8 protein-coding genes are annotated in these 17,772 nt (G+C 39.0%); all 8 read right to left on the bottom strand.

Annotated elements, in window-relative coordinates:
• Positions 1–320: 320 nt before the first annotated feature.
• The 8 genes from AAA938_RS00995 to pglX all read right to left on the bottom strand — a co-directional run bounded on the left by AAA938_RS00995 (position 321) and on the right by pglX (position 17,768).
• The gene (locus AAA938_RS00995; RefSeq protein WP_338226779.1) at positions 321–3,677 is read right to left on the bottom strand and encodes a helicase-related protein; all 3,357 of its coding nucleotides are present in this window, start codon (positions 3,675–3,677) and stop codon (positions 321–323) included.
• A gap of 3 nt (positions 3,678–3,680) precedes the next feature.
• Positions 3,681–5,513 (bottom strand): phospholipase D family protein, encoded by a 1,833-nt coding sequence (locus tag AAA938_RS00990; RefSeq protein ID WP_338226778.1) that lies wholly within the window; start codon positions 5,511–5,513, stop codon positions 3,681–3,683.
• 6 nt (positions 5,514–5,519) lie between these two features.
• Positions 5,520–6,752 (bottom strand): DUF6361 family protein, encoded by a 1,233-nt coding sequence (locus tag AAA938_RS00985; protein ID WP_338226777.1) that lies wholly within the window; start codon positions 6,750–6,752, stop codon positions 5,520–5,522.
• A 174-nt stretch (positions 6,753–6,926) separates the two neighbouring features.
• Positions 6,927–8,957 carry a BREX system Lon protease-like protein BrxL gene (brxL, locus tag AAA938_RS00980; RefSeq protein WP_338226776.1) on the bottom strand — a complete coding sequence of 677 codons (2,031 nt, stop codon included), beginning with the start codon at positions 8,955–8,957 and terminating at the stop codon, positions 6,927–6,929.
• Positions 8,958–8,961: 4 nt separating this feature from the next.
• Positions 8,962–11,502: a BREX-1 system phosphatase PglZ type A gene (gene pglZ / locus AAA938_RS00975; RefSeq protein ID WP_338226775.1), complete on the bottom strand. Its 2,541-nt coding sequence runs from the start codon at positions 11,500–11,502 to the stop codon at positions 8,962–8,964.
• 855 nt (positions 11,503–12,357) lie between these two features.
• Entirely contained in the window at positions 12,358–13,209 is an 852-nt protein-coding gene (locus tag AAA938_RS00970; RefSeq protein WP_338226774.1) for a hypothetical protein, read from the bottom strand.
• 244 nt (positions 13,210–13,453) lie between these two features.
• Positions 13,454–14,128: a hypothetical protein gene (locus AAA938_RS00965; RefSeq protein ID WP_338226773.1), complete on the bottom strand. Its 675-nt coding sequence runs from the start codon at positions 14,126–14,128 to the stop codon at positions 13,454–13,456.
• 154 nt (positions 14,129–14,282) lie between these two features.
• Entirely contained in the window at positions 14,283–17,768 is a 3,486-nt protein-coding gene (pglX, locus tag AAA938_RS00960) for a BREX-1 system adenine-specific DNA-methyltransferase PglX (RefSeq protein WP_338226772.1), read from the bottom strand.
• Positions 17,769–17,772 lie beyond the last annotated feature (4 nt).

The raw sequence follows: 17,772 nt of genomic DNA, 5'->3' as shown, positions 1-17,772 counted from the left end.
TGATATTTCCATTCCGATCGATCAGAAACAATCAGTTAAATCATAAATTTGTATGATAGCCTCGCGAGAAAGCCGTATTCGGAGCAACAAGTGTGTAAGGCAGAGAAGCTTAATTCAAATAATCACTTAAATGTTCTGCATAGATATAGTAGGTTCTATCAATATAGATAAGCCGATCTACGAATTAGTAGGTAAATATAATATTTTAGTTTTTTGAATTTTATTATGTTTACTTCTTTGAAATTTCATTCTTTAATGTAGAAAGCTTGAAAAAAGGAAATCATCAATTTGATCAAAAAGGGGTTATAAAAATTCATTTTTCAATAAAACACGACAGGACTTAATTCAATCATAAGCTCTTTAAGTCTGGCTTTTTCTTCCGAATCCAAATCAACCGCATTAAGGGCTTCGATCAATTCGTCTTGGCGAGGCTGTCCAAATGTCAATCGATAAAATGCCAGTACCTTAATCAAATGCTGATATCTCTCAATATCTCGGCTGTAAGGGTATAATGGCACAAACCTTTCAATCTTTAAATTTTCTAAGGGTTCCGTATGCCAATACGGGACAAGGTCACATGGGAATGTACTTTTAGCCTTTTCACTTTCTGCCAGAGTAAAGATTTCCTCCCAAATGCTGGAAGAACCTTTTAACTCCTCCTTGTATTTAGCTGCCAAATTTTGTCGTATGATCAATCCTTTATACCTGTTAATTCTGCCCTCACGCTGCTCAAAATCAATGGGATTAGATGGTAAATTCCAATGAAAAATCTTCTTACAATAGAAGTGGAAATCCAGCCCTTCCTGTCCTACTGAAGTTGATGCTAAAACAAAAGGCCGAAAAGGGGAATTGAAAGCTTGTCTAACGTTTATTGATCTACCTGAACTTTTGGCCGTATTAAATTTTTGGCTGCCAAAATCAATGGCAAAGTGTGCTCTCATGGAATTTCTTTTCGTCTTATTTCCTTCTATTTTCTTTTTAAATTCTGAGAAACCTTCAGCTTCAATGCTTGCTGTCCTAATGGATAAGACATCGGTGACAAATTCCGTGATCTCTTTTGAAGTGGAAAGGTTCTCACAGTCTTTCAGCATAAAGAAATACTCATCCAACATGGCTTGTATATTCCCATCAATACCATATTGGAGGCATTGTTCCCAATAGTTTTTCTTATCAGAGGTAAATAACCTCAGAGTGGCTATACTTTCAGGTTTATTGTATAGTGTTAAAAATGCCGAGGCAATATGAAAGGCATGCCCAATTGATTCCTCATTAGATCCAAATAACCTGGACAAAGCTCGGAGTGAGCAAATGGCAGGTGAACCTAAAACCAAATCAACCATCATCTCTGCTAAAGGGCCAACTTTTGATTCGTTTAAATAGGGTAATGGGAGTGGCACTTTGGACAAATAAGCATCTTTGGCGGTATCAAAGTGTATTTGTTTTCCACTTGATTCGGTTTGATCATTTGGCGTTTCGCTATCAGGATCAGCTGTTCCTGAAGGCATACCTTTTTCGAACCAGGACTTCGTGAGATCCTTGGAGATTGAAATCTTTTCCAACAATAATGGCGCGCACCATTCCCAGTCTTGATCATTTCCTTCCCCTAATACCTGAAGACGAATTTCGTCAGAAAGCAATCTTTGAATCAGCTTTTCTTTCAATTCCTCCTTTATATCTCTTAAGCTTGATTTTTTAAAAAGATTGGATGAAGGATCATAAAGATTTGCCAAAAACAAAGACGGAAACAACAATAGAAAATTATTCATCTGCTTAGCTCCTTGGTCTCCGACATCTATTTTAAAAGTCAGCTGTGGAATAGGAGTTCTTTTTTTCTTAGGGGGATGGAAATATTGTCTTTTTTCCAATGTCCATTCCCTTTCTGAAATAGTCTTTTTGTTTCCTACTGTAAGCCGTTCAGCTTCATATGAAACCAAGGACGCAACCATTTTAGGAACCATTTTCCAGGATGAAAAAAGAAGGGTTTTACTATATCCTGAACTGCCTTTAAACGCCCCTTGAAATTCATAATAGGGTAAGGACGATGGTATCCATAAATATTTCCAACCTCCTGATTCAATTGTCTCCTTTAACAACAAGCGAATCTTAGCATTGGGCACGCTTTTACCCCTCTTAGGAACCAATTCCTTATACTGATCGATTGAATTGAGATCAAGCCATAAGTCTTTTTTTTTGGTTAAAAGCCTTATCAGCTCCGGATCAACCTTAGCTTTTTCTTCCAGCTTTTTTTTATGAGCATAAGAGTCAAGGAATGAAAGTGGGTATGGACAGGACTTCACATATTCCATTGGAATATTCAGATTCGTATCGTGTACTTCATTCAAATACTTCGTAACCTGATCAAACGCTATGAACTCCTGAATATCCTCCTTATTGATTTCCAAAGGTTCATGATGGGTGTTAAGAATATTAGAACCGGAGTTTGTCACCAAAAACCTTTCGGTTCTTGACAAAGCCGACCTTAAATGATTCTCAAGATTACTTTTGGTTTGATAGGCCTGATCGAAAGTGTGTTTTAATTTATTTGGATGCCTGATAACCTCGAAAAATGCTTTTCTATCTTTTTCATAATTATGCCAAAACTCATCTGTGTTTTCTCCGATCAAAAATCTAAGAACGGTTTCAAATTCTTCATGGTGCACTTCGCCCGTTATTGCATCAAAATCATTGGTATATGGCTTGAAGGGGGTCGCTGATAACATAATTACTTTTGAAGAACCAATTGAGAAAATATCCCTTGCGAGCTCTAAAGCAGGACTTAAATTCTCTGTTTCCTCGGTGTAATCAATCAATTGCTTGAAACGCTGAAATTCATCCAGGACAAATACATCTGCCTCCAGAAATTCCAGACAGGCTTTGGAAAGTCTGAATCTTAATTCACTGATCAATTCATTATAAAAATCAAATTTATGCCAATTCCTACCGTCAACATCAATTTCACATAGCTTTCGAAGAATGGTCCAAAGCTTAATGGGGTAACTGATTCCTATACTTTGATAACATTTTGGAAGAATGTCAATGTCAACTTGTTCTTCTAAATTCTTCCTAAACCTTGAAAAAATAGCACTCCTTATATTTCTAAGGGATTTATCTTCTTTTTCGATAAGGTCAATCTTTTCATCCCAACGCTTTTGCCCAACCTTCCCTTTGAGAATCCACTTCAGACTTTTCCGGTTTTGCCAAAGATCTTTATAAGAGTACAATAGTCTGTACAGCAAAAACCTTTCGTCAGCTTTCCCCGCACTTGTCTTGTTGTCAAATGAAGTAGCTGGTGTAAATGCCTTTATGCTAAAATTAAAGTTTGAATTGAATTCCTTTTGCTCATAAGCCAATGCTGTTATCCGATCGTCTTCATTGGAATAATCGATCACAGAAGGATCGCCTGTGAAATTTAATTTCTTAAGATTCTGTTTGGCCAAAGCCTGATTTGAACAGACATACACAACCTTAAAAGGCTTCTTTCCTTTAGACTTTTCGAAAGCGTCCAAATAAGCTTTTGCCAGAAGACCTTTGGTTACAATAGTTTTTCCCAGACCAACTTCATCCGCAATCAACATTCGGTTTCTTCCCCGAGTATAAAGTTGGTCATATACATATTCAACAGTCTTCTTTTGGAAGTCTTTTAATCCAGACAAAGTTTTTTCAATCTGTTCCTTCATAGGTTAGCCCTTGGGTACAAACTCTTTAAAAATTGACCAAAACTTTTCGAATTCATCATCAATAATCTCCTTTTCTTCCTGCTTTTCTGATTTCAATCGCTCAACCAAATCATCCACGGCCTTTAACTTTGATGGATTTCTGCTTGAGGCAAGCATCATTTTTTCAAATAAAGGAGTGCCATCCAAAAATCCATTTTTACCTGAATTACCATCAGCAGGTTTTTTGACATTTGGATCTGAAATAAGACTTGTCTCTTCTCCGGTCAGCAAGAATGTGAGGTACTTCAAAAACTTATCCCTATTATCAATAATCAAAGAGAAAATCCTACCCAATCTTGATTCGGGCAATTCTACATCCATTTCCAGCAAAAAAGAACTCAGCTGAATATCATCCTTGTAGATTGTGAAAACTACGAAAGGACTCAATTCCGCTTCAGAGTATGGTCCAAATGAATTGATTTCATTTATTTCACCCGCCTTGATTAAATAAGGCTTTTTAGAATTTTCTACAAGGGGTTTTAGTGTAATTTTATAGTCCTCTTCAAGTTTGAGCTTTCTTGCATCGTAACTTATGAAAAAGCCGAAGCTTGATCTTTGCTCCGATTCTTCAATTTTACCCAGAAGCTTGGCTTTTGAAACCGAATACTTCAGTTTTCTGATTTGGAGGTCATGATTTGATGTTGATGTCCGTCCTTTTTCCTCTTCCAAGTCATAAGGTTCGAACAATTTGATTCCTTTCGAATCAGCCGGTTCTCCAGTCAATTGCTTCTTGATGGAAAAGGGTTTAAACCTGTCTTTCCCTTCTGAAACCAGTCGTATTAAAAATTCAATATTCCTTTCCATGGCCGGATCTGTACAATTGGCAGAACCGATAAACCAATTTGATTTCCCTTCCTTTACTCCTATAAAAAATTTAGCGTGAAGCCCATGTTCCACACCCTCTATCGATGCCTCATCAACTGTGTCCAGATTTATTGCATGCTCTAAAACAGGAGAGAATTTCCACAACTCAAACTTGTTTTTTAAAACAGTCCTATCAATCCCATCCAACGCTTCCTTTGAACTGAATAAAGAAATCGGCTTCTTGGTTTTTTGTTTAAAATGTTCAAGTGTTTTATTGTCCAGAAATGGGGACACTATCAGAAGTTGATCCCAATCCTCAAACACTAAAGGAGATTTTACAATGGCTTTATTTTTAAATCTATGGTTAATTCCAATTGGATGAAATTTTATCTGTTGAACACCATCAGGCAACTTGAATTTTACCTTTGCCAGTTCAAACAGAAATTTTCTATCGATACGTTTTTTAGTATTGGAATACAGCTGTTCTATAAAATCAATTAAAGATTGATTTTCTTCAACAGCTTCATTGCCTACCACACCCATAGTTGAGAAAGCCATATCCCAGGACTGGTCACATGTCAAATTCCGGCTGGTGACCATAAACCTGTATACGGCAGCTCTATCTTCTTTTTCATACCGTGCTATCCAGACTTTGGGATGAAAGGATTCATTATCCTTTTTCATTTGGACTTGTACGATTCCATTCTCCCAATAGGCCATCAGCGGATGGTATTTTTTAGGAACCTTGATCTGACCTTTCTGGCAAAACAAGGTGATTTTCTTTGATGCATTGGTAATGGCATCCAACATATCATAGCGGATTTGATCTGGGTTCCCTTCTATAGGCTGAGCATAAAAAAGTGAAACTGGTATTAGCATCAGGGCTTCCATATCCAAAGAATACGTAGTACCAATAGCTGCGCTCAATTCATAGCCATCAGGTGGCGCCAACTGACTTCCATAATCCACTCTGTTTTGTTTCGGATCTAACATCGCTGATTATTTGGGATTTCTGATATCGTTAATAATCACCTTAGCTTGCCTAAACCTATATTCAAAATGTCTTAACCCTATCCATTTTTCTTCCTGCACATCATGAAGTTTTTCCGGATGTAATCTCGCTTTAGCTCCTTTCACACCAAACTCCTGATTGGTAACCATGTTTCTTAAGGATTTTTCATCATCAAAACCCCGATTTGCCATTTCCCAAAATCTTTTAATGAACACAACTGTCTCGTCTCTATTGACTTTGCCAAGGCTGAATATTTCATCAGGATTAAATCCACTTCCTAACATCAAATTATCCAAAATCCCATTTTTCCACAATTCCCATTCATTCAAATAAAATCCATTCCCAAACTTCTTTTCCTGGATCATCATATTATAAAACAGATGACTACCGTACATCAATTCTGAAAAATCATGTGCCAATTGTATTTCCTTATAAATCTGGGATGGAATCTTTAAGCTTTCACAAGCCTTTGCAAATTCGCTGAAGTTATTAGCAGCAAAAAACACATTCCATATTTTATCCTCCTCAAGCAATAAACTCAGCAAAGTTTTATTTGCCCTGCTTTTGATATGATCTTTTAAGATTTGTGCTTCCTCTTTATCCAGTTCAATGGATAATTCGCTTCTCCAGTTCTTTTTGTATGGAATCTTAATACTGAAGATATTTTCAAAATCCACATCTGCATCATCTTTGGGAGCATCATCTCCAGTAGATTGGGAAGAAAGAAGGTCAGAAAGGGAACGCTTGGAACAATTCTTTAAAAAAGACTCAGCACCAAGACCTCTGGTGTCAATTAAACCAAAAGTGTATAAGCCATTCCAATAAATCGCTGAAGGCCTTCTGGCGATTCTTTCTGGTTTTATTTTACTGATTCCAATGACTCCATCTCCATCTTTATACTTTGGCGCCAACTCCCACATGATTTCATGCTCTTGATCATCTAAATATTTTGAAGGATTGATTTTCTTTTTTTGGGAAGGTGAAAGCAACTGGTAATCCCAGAGTATGTAAGGTATGTAAAAGAAGTATTTTGCTTTGGTCTGGATTGTACTGAGTCCTGGAAACATCCTGTCCGCTAAAATGTCCCTTACAGTGCCCAGACCAAGTTCATCCACCATTCCTTCAAATTTTAATAGATCAAGGACGGCACCAACTTTGTTTTTTTGTTCTTTTGAAAAATCAATCCAACCAAAAGAAGCTTGCAAAAAATTTTGTTCCATAGGTTACTTAGGTGGTATTTTTTGGGCTATAGTTATTTCCTTTCGACAATGTTTACAAATTATGACTGTTGATATCCGGATTTTGGTCTTCTTTTTACCAATGCTTATCTTATTCACTTCGGATGGGAGATAAAGCGAAATTGATGACTTTTATTTCATGGATAATAAACATGATTAAATCCTCAAAAACGTAATATCACAAGCCTTACATTTTCTCTTAGTTTGATCAAGGTCTGCAGCACTGAATTTACCTTCAATTCTGTCAAAAATATCCAAGCCTCTTCCAAGACTAATTTTCCATCCGTTGTCGGCAAGTATAGAACGGTCATGTATGTCCCGAAATTCATAGGTTAATTGAATACCAAGATCGGAGACACTCTCCTGAAGTTCTTCAAAATTTAACCTGGAGTCCTCCAAATGATCCGAAGTATTATTTGAAACTACGTGTAACAGGATCTCCTCCTCTTGTTTTTTGTTTTGACTCAACATCAAGCAGAATTCCAAGAGGTTCTTGAATTGGTAATACATCCGGATATAGGGATCTTGAAGTTGAATTTTAGTAGCACCTCTGAGGTAATCACCAAAAAGTCTTTGATAGGAAATTCCGGTTTGGTTGTCTTTTAGACTCACCTGATGTGGTTCTAACTTCGTGTTGTACGTAGAAGCGTTACTTTCCGAAAGTTTTTGTGTGGATTCGTCTAATTCATCAGGGTTAGAATCTGAGGACCTTTTCTCTTGAGATAGGAAATTCAGTTTTTCAAGGGTCTCTGGTTTTACTTCTCGGCCTGAAGATTTGATTCGGTATTTAAATTCGACCGGTTCATTCCTGAATGTCTCGTCAATGATATAAAGCTGATCCTTCACTCTGATCCTGCCTTCAATAGCAAAGTCAATTAATTCCAATGCTTCTGCCTCCCCAATTTGGCGATTAGGATGGAGCAGCTTGACAAGTCCTGAAAATGACTTTCTGATTGCAGTTTTATCTCTTGTTGTCAATGAGCCGTCCAATTCCACAAATTGATCCATGATCCCACTGTAATCCCACTTTCGAAGTTCTTTGAGAATCTCAGCCAAGTAATCTACAATGAATCCAAAGTCCTTGGTAAAAACAGAGCTCTTTAAAATCCGAACCTCCCAGCCAGGGATATACATGTGCATTCTGTCCAAGAAAGCCCCTTTGATATAGCCTTCAGGAATGGACTCAAAGAGATGTGAATTTTTAAGCATATAGGGAACCGTGTGCTTGGTATTCCCCACAAAGGCCATCGAAGCGGTGGCTTGATAGGTTTCTTTGCCCCGGTTGAAGGATTGGTTAGCCATGTAGTTTTGCATGATTTTAACCAAGTCTCCATCTACCTTTTTGCCACCTTTTTCCTGCTCAAATTCATCCAAGGCGACCACATCCCAATAACCAACCAAGCCTATTTTATTTCCGGTGTTATTGACAAAGAGGCGTGCTTTAGACACATCTCCTCCCGAAACCAAAACGCCATGAGGAGAAAGCTCAGAGAAAATATGTGATTTCCCTGTTCCTTTTGGACCGAGTTCGATGAAATTGAAATTGTTTTCGACGTGGGTGATCAGTCTTGAAATTTGGATCAGCTTCCCTCTTTTATTAAAAAAATCCGGATTTAGCCCGATGCTATGCATCAACAGATCCAGCCATTCATCTGTGGTAAAGGATTTTCGTGCTTCAATAAATTCCTCCAGCCGGACATTGGCCACCTGAATAGGTTTGATTTCCTGAATGATCCAGCGGATATCTGTCTCGGCAGCATGGGAATAGCCCATGGTGAGGATACACCATACTCCGCCGCCACTGAGCAATTTGGGATGATCCATGACCATCGTGTCGGCTATAGGTACATGCCTGATTCCGAGGTTGGCAAACTCAGCTTCATAAATATTGGCCTTGTCATTAAGCGAAACATTGATCTTATCAATAATCTTGTATTTGCCATCTTGTCGGATTTTGGACTTGACTATTTCAGCCTCGCTTCGATGAACATAATTATTCTTGATAACTGCTTTTACTTTTTCAATCCCAGCCTCGATGATTGAATCATCATTAATTGCGCAGTACTGACCTAAGAGGTACTCCAAAACATAGGTTGGAACCACAGCGTTTCCTTTAACTCTCGATGTCAAGTCCTTGCGGACGACTTTTCCTTCAAAATGCTGCAGTATTTTTTCTTGTAGTTCCATAGCGTTAAAAATCAGTTGCAATTATGGTTTGATTACGGACAAAGATTTCGATGATCGGATTCAGTCGTTCTTCTGCATCAAAGACTTTCAGTTTAAGCAGAGACTCTTGTACTGCGGAGCTATTGAGGATAAGTTCCACTTTTTGGATTCTGTCAGTAGGTGAATCTGAGGAAGAGTCCATTTTTAGATAAGCCTCATTACTTACCAGTTGATTGTCTTTATAAAGCCCAACGATAAGCTCCAATTCCTTTTCGGTTCTTGAGACCTTTTTCTCTTGAAGAAAATTTGCCCTGAGAATATTGGAGACGATTTTCAGCTGAGATTCATTGGTAACGATAGGCCTCACTTTTTTAGCTACCGCCTGAGTTTTTCGGTAGCTATTGATCACAGGGATGATCAGTTCCTGCAAAGCACCCCCTCCATGAACAAACTGATGCCCTACACCTTGCTTTTTATACCTATTGATTGATTCTGGAATAGTTACCCAATATTGATCTCCATCCCGCAACCGGGTAGTGGCTGATAGCGGAAAACAATATCCGAGTTTCGGTTTTGACTCTTGGGCAGAGATTTCATATCGGTTGTGGCTGGAGATATCTCCATTTCCGGGTGAAGCCTCCTTATCAGTCTCCTTGATTTCCAAGTCTTGGTATATAAATCCATGATCTGCGGTAACAAATACCCGGGTCACATTGAAGGTGTGGTGGAGTTTGTTGACAAATTTCCCAAGCTCCTGCAACGCTTCATCGACTGCGTTAAATGTTCTTCGTTCACTTGGTTTTTTATCCCCAGTTGAATCAATGACATCATGGTACACATACACAACTGGAGCCTTAAAAAGCTCCCTGGCTTCCTTGATCGGAAGACCTTCGATTTGGCTGTATTGTACTGCGATGCTTTCATTAATTTCCCGATTCAGGATTTGTTCTCTGTTTTTGACTCCTTCTGTGGAGATCCCTAAGTTGGTGATGTTCCCATTATTGAAATAAAGATCGGTGCAGGGAAGGAGTTGAGCCATTCCTATACTGGTCTTGGATGGTATGGAGGCTAATGCATAATCCATTTGGGCGACATTTTTATCGTCTCCATGCATGATCCCAAGCAGTTCCTTAGCAGCCTCAAATCGTAATGCGTCGGAAATAACTACTACAGTTTTCACTTCCGCTTCACGGATTTCTTTTTGAAAAAAGTCGTATTGCTTTTTCGTTGATATATTAGAATAATCAAACTTCAATTCCTTCAAACATCTGAGCCATTCTCTATTTGATTTTTCAAGGAAGTCTTCGTAGCGCTTATTCAATAGGGTAAAATAGGCATCCAAGTCAAATCCATCTCCGATTTCCTGAATGTTTCGATGAGATTGGATGGCCTTTCGATAGGAGGTGTCAATTTTACTCCAATCGGTGGTGTAAGCTACAATATAATCCTCGCAGCGGTTCAGTGTGTAGTTGGATATGGAGTTGATCTGTTGGATCATTTCTCCCGTTTTGATCAGGAATTCATAGGCTTGGTGTAAGCTAGGAGAGAGCGAATGCTCTGTGCTGATTTTTTTAAGTTTTTGCGCAGTGAGCTGAGGTGAAAAGTCGATGTTTTCGCCTATGGAGGACAATAGAATCCAAGCCATCTCCGGGGTGATCAAACCATAGTCCGATTCAACCCCATAGAGCTCGATCAATTTTTTTCCATGAATCGTGCTACCCGCTGCTTCTAATGCTTCTTCAAACCGTTGTCCAATTTGTGGATGGTTTGTCGCCTCTTGGATGAGTTGAAAAATCCCGGTGAGTTGGCTCTTATCTTGGATTTTTAACCCCTTGTAGGGGTCGTCTCTGTGAGATTCCTGAATGAATTGGGTGATTTGATTGTACCGTGTTTTTTGGAGCAGGTGAACCAAAAAACCCTGGTCAATCACTTCTGCAGACTTGCCGAAGAAGTAGTTGATTTTTTTGGAAAAGACACCGAGGAGATCGTTTTCACTCAGTTTTCTCATCAATCGCTTCCACTCAGTTTCTTTTTCAGGAAATCCTAACAGTAGACTTTTGGACAAAACCACTTCCCAGGAACTGACTTGGTTCAACTTAAGAAAAGCAGAGATCAGTCCTCTTTGCAGTGATTCTTCATCGAGCTTTCCAGATTGAAGAATGGGACGACAAACTTCCTGTACGGAAGAATACTGCAATTCCTTGATGTATTTTTTGACAAGATTTTTCTGGCTTCGTTCCAGATTGAACTCCTCCAAAAATGACTCTTCATCATCGGTCACCAGTTCTTTGTTGGCTTCCAAAATATCCAAAAGGGGAAACTCCAAAAATTTCCCGGTTTTGTGCGGAGAAGCAAAATTGAAATAGAGAAATACCCTTTCATTGACCCAGTCCGTGTGAAGCTTCTTCTTCAGATAAAAGAAATTGTCGGCAAATTTTTCTATCCGGATTCCTTCCAGCGCGAGGGTATCAGCCTCTTCCTTAAAGGCTCCCTCTTTATCAAATAGAAATAGAGCTCTAAGGGAAGGATCAGTTTCGAAGGATTTTTCAATTTTACTACTCAGCATCTTGGGCTTAACTTGCTTTTGTTTCTAAGTTCAAAATGTCCACAAGTGGGTGGATAAACAAGAAGGTAGGGATGATTCCTCTGCTTTATTTTTTAAAGATCGAACCTAATTCTGATTTACCATTTTGCAGAGGTAGTCAATGAACCATCCTTTGTCAATTTGAGCAAAGCAAGGCAGTATCTTCAGGATTTGGTATTTCATTTTTTAATCTCTTTATCTCAAAGTTTCGATATTATGGACTTCGATAAAGTTCTTGTCAAGTTCACCATAGATATTCTTAAAGTCAAAACTGCATGACTCACAAAATTCTTTCCCATATTATTAATAAATTCTCTTTTACTAACTGAAGGACTTTCTGATTTCGTACTCTTAGAATGTAAATTTTAAGCAGAGGTTGACGTTCATAAATCCCTTGAAAAATTCCTACTTCAAATTCTTCTGAATCCAAAATCTTCTTCCTTTACCATGGGAACAGGTATTGCCAAGATTAAAATTGTTTTTCAGGAAAATTTTGATACCAGTTTTCCAAATTAAGTTTCCGTTTTAGGTTGACTTAATGATTTTTTTGATTATTTTATTAGTTAAATTGTCGTTTCCGACTAAATTCAAATGTTTTTTTTTGATTTAAAATACAGTCAATTAATGTACTGGCGCAAAAAAATAATCATCCACATCTTGAAAAGCTAAAAAACAAATTACTTTTTTGATTAAGCCAGTTCCGTAAATAATCATATTGCTACTCTCAAAAAGGTAGTGATCTAAAGTCTTCAAAGGTTTGGAATAGATTGATTTTTAATCAGCCTAAATTATAATTCAATAGAGAAACTGATAAAATAAGTAAATCTCAACCTTCCTTTAAAATGGAATATCCTCCGAATCAATTTCATCACAACATTGGGGACAGGGAACGAATCCTACACCTTCTAATAGTTTGCCGTCGAACTTAAGGTTTGGATTCAATGTCATTCTATAATATTCCAAAAGAAAATTTTTAATTGGTTTTTTAAAATTCAATTCGAAATGAGCCATTTTCTCTTTTAACAACTCATTAGGAAATGGCGTATTATTCTTATCCAAACTATCTTCTCTTAATCCCAAATAGGCATATTTCTGATTATGGGTATTAAGGATTTGCTTGTTTTCGGATGAAGAATTAATATAACTTTTTGCTTCATCTAGTAAGTGAACAATTTTTCCAATTAACTCATCTAAGGATTGATTTTGAACTTCTGCCACCCCTGAATTTGCTCTTTCAATTTCATTTATGGATACCAGAATTTTCCACCTAGCCATAAACCTTGCTTGAAAAGCGGCAGGATCATTTTCAAAAAGGTGCTGTACTGTATTGAACCAATTTCTAAACTCGTTTACTTTTTCTATTCCTTGAGCTCGAATTTCATCAGGAATTAGGAAATTTTTATAGTCCGCATTAAGAAGTGGACAATCATGATTATCATGATAGGACGGAGCTTTTGGAGGGCTGACATAAGAATAGTCATCTGTTTCTTTTTCTATTTTTTTGTAAACCTTCCCAAAAAAATGTGTTGGATTCTCTAACATTTCCTGATAAACCTTAAGAAATAACTCCTCATACCAATTAAAAAAGAAAATAGATTTACGAAATAATCCTCTTTCTCTAATTTTTATATCATTTAAATCGGCTTCCCTAAGAAATCTGGAAGCATTAAAGTTTGTAATAAAAGCCATTTTTCTTTTTGAAAGAATATTAAATCTAAGAATTGATAAAATAAATATTCCAAATTTATTTGGATGTAACCCCTTACTCCTCAGCTAATCATAGTCTAAGTAACCAAAACCATAGCGATTAATTTAAATTTTTTAAAGAGCCATTTCCTGATATTTAAGATGAATATTTCAATAAAATTCTATGCATTGGATTCTTGACATAAGCTTGTAAAAATTAGTTTATATTTTTAATAAGTCATTATTTTTAAATAGTAATTTTGGGGTTCAGAAGCTCTAATTCCTCCTTCTTTGAACAGTAAAAATGCTCAGCTTCTTTGGGTGAAAGTACGTGTGTTTCCTCTGGAAGGTCGGACATCTCTACCCATTTTTGTTGTGATATCCCCGGTCTTACATAGCCTTTTTTTTCGAGAATTTCTATCCCTTTTCGGGCGCCAGCATGGAGATATACTTTATCAGGTTCAAGATTTAGAAAAGAGGAAATTCTTAATGAAGTGTCATAAATGGAGAGTTCACCAAAACCTTTGACCTTGCAAGAGGAAACTATTTCAAATATCTGGTCGAAGGAATTTGAACTTACAAGGTCCTGAATTCTTTTGATCAAATTGTTTCTAACTTCTTTTGATATCTCGGCCGAAATACCTCTTTTTTTGCCGTCTCTGCCAATAAACTCCTCTTGATGATTGTGTTTGATGAAATGTTGAACTCCTTGATTGGTCAACTTAAATATCCCATCAGAGGCCATTACGATGACCTCTGTCAAATCATCCAATTCTTTATAAAATCCCAAGTATTTATCGAGATAGTCTTTGTGGGTTTCAAAAATGAAATGTGTTTTGATCTCATTGCCTTCTCGATCCTTGTATTTGAAAAACTTATATTCTTCAGTTTGATATTCTTTTACGATTTGTTCTAATCTCATAGGAAGGAGGGTTAAAGCATAAATGAAATCATGTCTCTAATCTTGAGTTTTTTGACTTGAAATCCCCCTGCCCGCTTTCAGAAGGAGGAGTTGGCTCAAATGCGATTAATCAAGTCTTACATTGTAAGTCTTGACTTTGAATCTTCTCTTTATTTTACTTCACCTTCCCCACAACTCCTTCAAACAACTCATAATTCTTCGTTACGCCATCATCCAAGTCGAAGGTGATTTGCTTGTCGGCAACGTCCTTCAAGATCAAATCATAGGCTTCGCACTCGGTGAGGGCTTTTTGGAGGCGGTCGAGTAGGCGTGGGTCTTCCTTGCTGGCTTCGAGGCGGTCGATCTGGGTGCGGAGATGCTTCAGGTGAGGCATCAGGTAATTGCTGCGGATCTTCTCCACGGTAAAGGCATTCATCCGGTGCATGTAGGCAAGCACCTGGAATGCACCCTTATCCGAACTGAAGAGCCAGTAGATCGGCTTGTTCTTATAGGTCTTGCAGTGGTCTTTCCAGAACTTCTTCACGAGGTAGGATTCTAGGTCTTCGTCCAGACATTCCTGCAGGAAGTTCAGGTTCTGGGTGAGCGTGTCGGCACCCCAGATCACTTCCAAGAAGTACTTCACCCGCTGTAGGGCATCGTCGGCGAAGGTACCGGCCGAACCCATAATCGGGATAATTCCATCTTCATCGATCTCAATCGTGTATGGTTCAAACTTGTAAGGCTTCAAATCCTCTGTGGTAGGATCAGGATGGGCGATATGCAAACCCGGACGGTCCAGTCTGTACCGCCCCATGCTGATGCCGATCGCATAGGAGATCAACTGCTTCATCACCACCTCCCGCTTAATCGGCAACTTCAAACTACTCAAGTCTTCGGTCTCCCGTCTTCGGTCTTCCAGCTTCTGTAGCTTCTTCTCATCCAACTCCTCCTGCAGGATGGTGATCTCCGTCAGCGGCACCTCCGGGGTAAGTTCTTCCTCCAAACCATAAATCCTGATAAAGATCCGGTTCAGTTCTTCTTCATTCCGGTGCAGAGCAAAAAAATCAGTTGTTACTTTTTCCTCCCAAATTTGGTAAGCTGACTTAAGACTTCTTTCTCTTATAAGAGGGGAACCTTCAAAATCCCAAGACGTTTCTCGGGAGTCCCAGTCGGATTTGGAGATTCTGACGTTCTCGATCGCCTTTGTTCTTATCAAATCATAAGGGAGTTTGCCAGTAATAAATGGGAGAGCTTTTATAGCTCCTTCTGATATTCCAATGCCTGGTGCGAAAACTTCTATGATATACTTAGCTACATAGGAGTTTAAGTAGGCCAAAAAAACATGTACATCATAAATTGTACTATTAGAGAAAAATTTTGAGCCACTACTTTCAAAAGTGAACTCTCCTCCTGAATATCTAAATGAAGGTTTTTCACCTGCAGAGGTTGACCAAGTTGCTCCAATAGTAAAAAAATAATTAAGGTTTTGAGGACGTGACCTTAATTTCCCCTCTTCATTGAAAAAGTTTTTTATTTCATACCCTTGATTTTCCCAATTAAGAAAGAAATCATTATTGCCAAACCATTTTTTAAAATCTCCACCTTTCTCAACTGGGAACCATTTACTATTTATTTTTCTACAACTTATTTCAAACCAATTTTTTATGAAATATGGATTATTTCCAGTCTTTAAACCTTGCTTGGCATCACCGTATAATGAAATGGGAGAAGATTCAAAAGTCTTTAATAAATCTTCATTTAACCAAAATCCAAATTGATTCCCGGGTAGCTTAGAAAACTCTGAAGTTGGTTTTTCAATTACTTTGCATTTCCTTTTTAAAAAAGAATTCTCCTTACTGGTACTATCCTTCTCCTTATTCAATTTGAAGAAAATGGTCCTGTTTTTGGGCGATTTCGAAACAGTAAAAGAAACAGATTGTACTACCTCTCCATTTATTTCATCAAAAGTTCCAGGTCCTAAGTATAGCAAAGAAGCAAAGTCCTCGGTATTTCGATTTTCAAGAAAACGATTTCTCAGAATTTCAAATGTTGGTTTTATCATCCAACTTGTTTGATTGATCATAGAATAGTAACCACCTGTTTTTATTAGTTTCGATGAAAGCTCCATAAAAACTGTAGAAAGATCGTTGTAAGAGACTGAGAAATTCTCAATAAGATAATTGATCAAAATTGAATTATATTTCTTAAACGAAAGATATGGTGGATTTGCAGCCACCGCCTCATATTGATCGGTTAAGATCCGCATGACTTGGATATAGGGACGGAAGCGGTTTAGAATGGACTGCAAGCCAAAGTCTGTTTGAGCGAGCTTTTCGAGTTCCTTGATTCGCTTGATCAGGAAAGCACGTCCATCCTTGCTAAGGTCGATGATCATAGTCGAGCCGAGGTTCTGAGCATCCCGCATCAGCTTCAGGGCATCGGTCAGTTCCTCTTCGTAGCTGAGCCCTTCCCTTCCAAGGAAATCCAGGATCTCCTGTCTAGTAAAGAGGTAGGCCTCCGGCATCGCATAGATCTGGGGCATCCATTCTTTTTTCAGCACCTCAGGATAATATTTGGCGGACTTTAGCAGCAGGGCGAAGCAGGCGAGTTGCACTGCCCGGGTGTCGATATCCAGCCCGAAGAGGTTGTCCTGCAGGATATGCCGCACGGCATCCTCCGGGGTGTAGTACTCTTCCATATGCATGGCATAGAGCAGATCGAAGCCCTCGACCAGGATATGGCCCGATCCCACTGCCGGATCAAGAAGCTTGAGTTGGGCTGCCTCGGAGATGATGGGCGACTGCTGCTGCTCGGGATCATCGATCAGGTAGGCCATGTCTCTCCGCAGGGAAGAGTCGGGATTCAGATCCAGCCAGAGTTTACCTACCGTATTTTGCACCATGTACTTCACGATCCAGTTGGGTGTGAAGATCTGCGTGGCCGCCGGGATGTCCTTGGCTTCCGCTTTCTTGTTTTTCTTGAAGGAGGCAAAGACCTCGTCCTTTTTCTCCGAGATATAGAACTGGTAAAGCCAGCCGATCAGCTCGACCTTTTGGTAGTCTTCATCGGAGATGGCATCGGTAGTATTTAGGAGCTGGATGAGTCCGCCTTCCTCCAGGATATCGTCCGGCAGCAGGAGCTCGGTATAATCATCCAAGCGTCCGAAGATGGCCTTGAGGAGTTGGTGATGCTCGCAGTAGCCGACCAGCAGGATGGCAAAGGCTTCCTTTTCCTTGCTGTAGTCGCTGAGGACTTTGGTGAGTCGGGATTTTTCCGCCGAGTTTAGAAAGTCCGTCTGTCCCCGTCTTGCCCGCACGAGGATGGTGGGAGTTTTGGAGTCTCCTTCGTACTCGAGTTGAGGTCGGTCGTAGCCGTTTTTGGCCAGGATGCGGATGGCCATGATGCGGTTAAACCAGGTGTAAGAAGCCTCTTCGATGACGGTTTCGATTCCTTTTTTGCTTACGGCATCCCGGAGTGCAGTCCACTTGGCTGGCACCGTAGGATCGTCATAAGGCTCCCCGCGCATCAGGTAGCCCCCATCCACAGGAAGCGGCTCCTCCAATACATTTCCTTTGGCATCAAATCCCCAAAACAACAATTTCTTCTCTACTCCTTTGATCAGGCTTCTGCGCGCCAGTTGGGAAAAAGTCTTCAGGTTCATAGGG

This window comes from Algoriphagus taiwanensis (assembly GCF_036245645.1).
Lineage (GTDB): Bacteria > Bacteroidota > Bacteroidia > Cytophagales > Cyclobacteriaceae > Algoriphagus > Algoriphagus taiwanensis.
This window is presented reverse-complemented; position numbering and strand designations above follow the sequence as displayed.

Bases quoted from the DNA above. Each gene is read 5' to 3' on its own strand.
- AAA938_RS00995 (WP_338226779.1), bottom strand. From the start codon at position 3,677: ATGAAGGAACAGATTGAAAAAACTTTGTCTGGATTAAAAGACTTCCAA.
- AAA938_RS00990 (WP_338226778.1), bottom strand. From the start codon at position 5,513: ATGTTAGATCCGAAACAAAACAGAGTGGATTATGGAAGTCAGTTGGCG.
- AAA938_RS00985 (WP_338226777.1), bottom strand. From the start codon at position 6,752: ATGGAACAAAATTTTTTGCAAGCTTCTTTTGGTTGGATTGATTTTTCA.
- brxL (WP_338226776.1), bottom strand. From the start codon at position 8,957: ATGGAACTACAAGAAAAAATACTGCAGCATTTTGAAGGAAAAGTCGTC.
- pglZ (WP_338226775.1), bottom strand. From the start codon at position 11,502: ATGCTGAGTAGTAAAATTGAAAAATCCTTCGAAACTGATCCTTCCCTT.
- AAA938_RS00970 (WP_338226774.1), bottom strand. From the start codon at position 13,209: ATGGCTTTTATTACAAACTTTAATGCTTCCAGATTTCTTAGGGAAGCC.
- AAA938_RS00965 (WP_338226773.1), bottom strand. From the start codon at position 14,128: ATGAGATTAGAACAAATCGTAAAAGAATATCAAACTGAAGAATATAAG.
- pglX (WP_338226772.1), bottom strand. From the start codon at position 17,768: ATGAACCTGAAGACTTTTTCCCAACTGGCGCGCAGAAGCCTGATCAAA.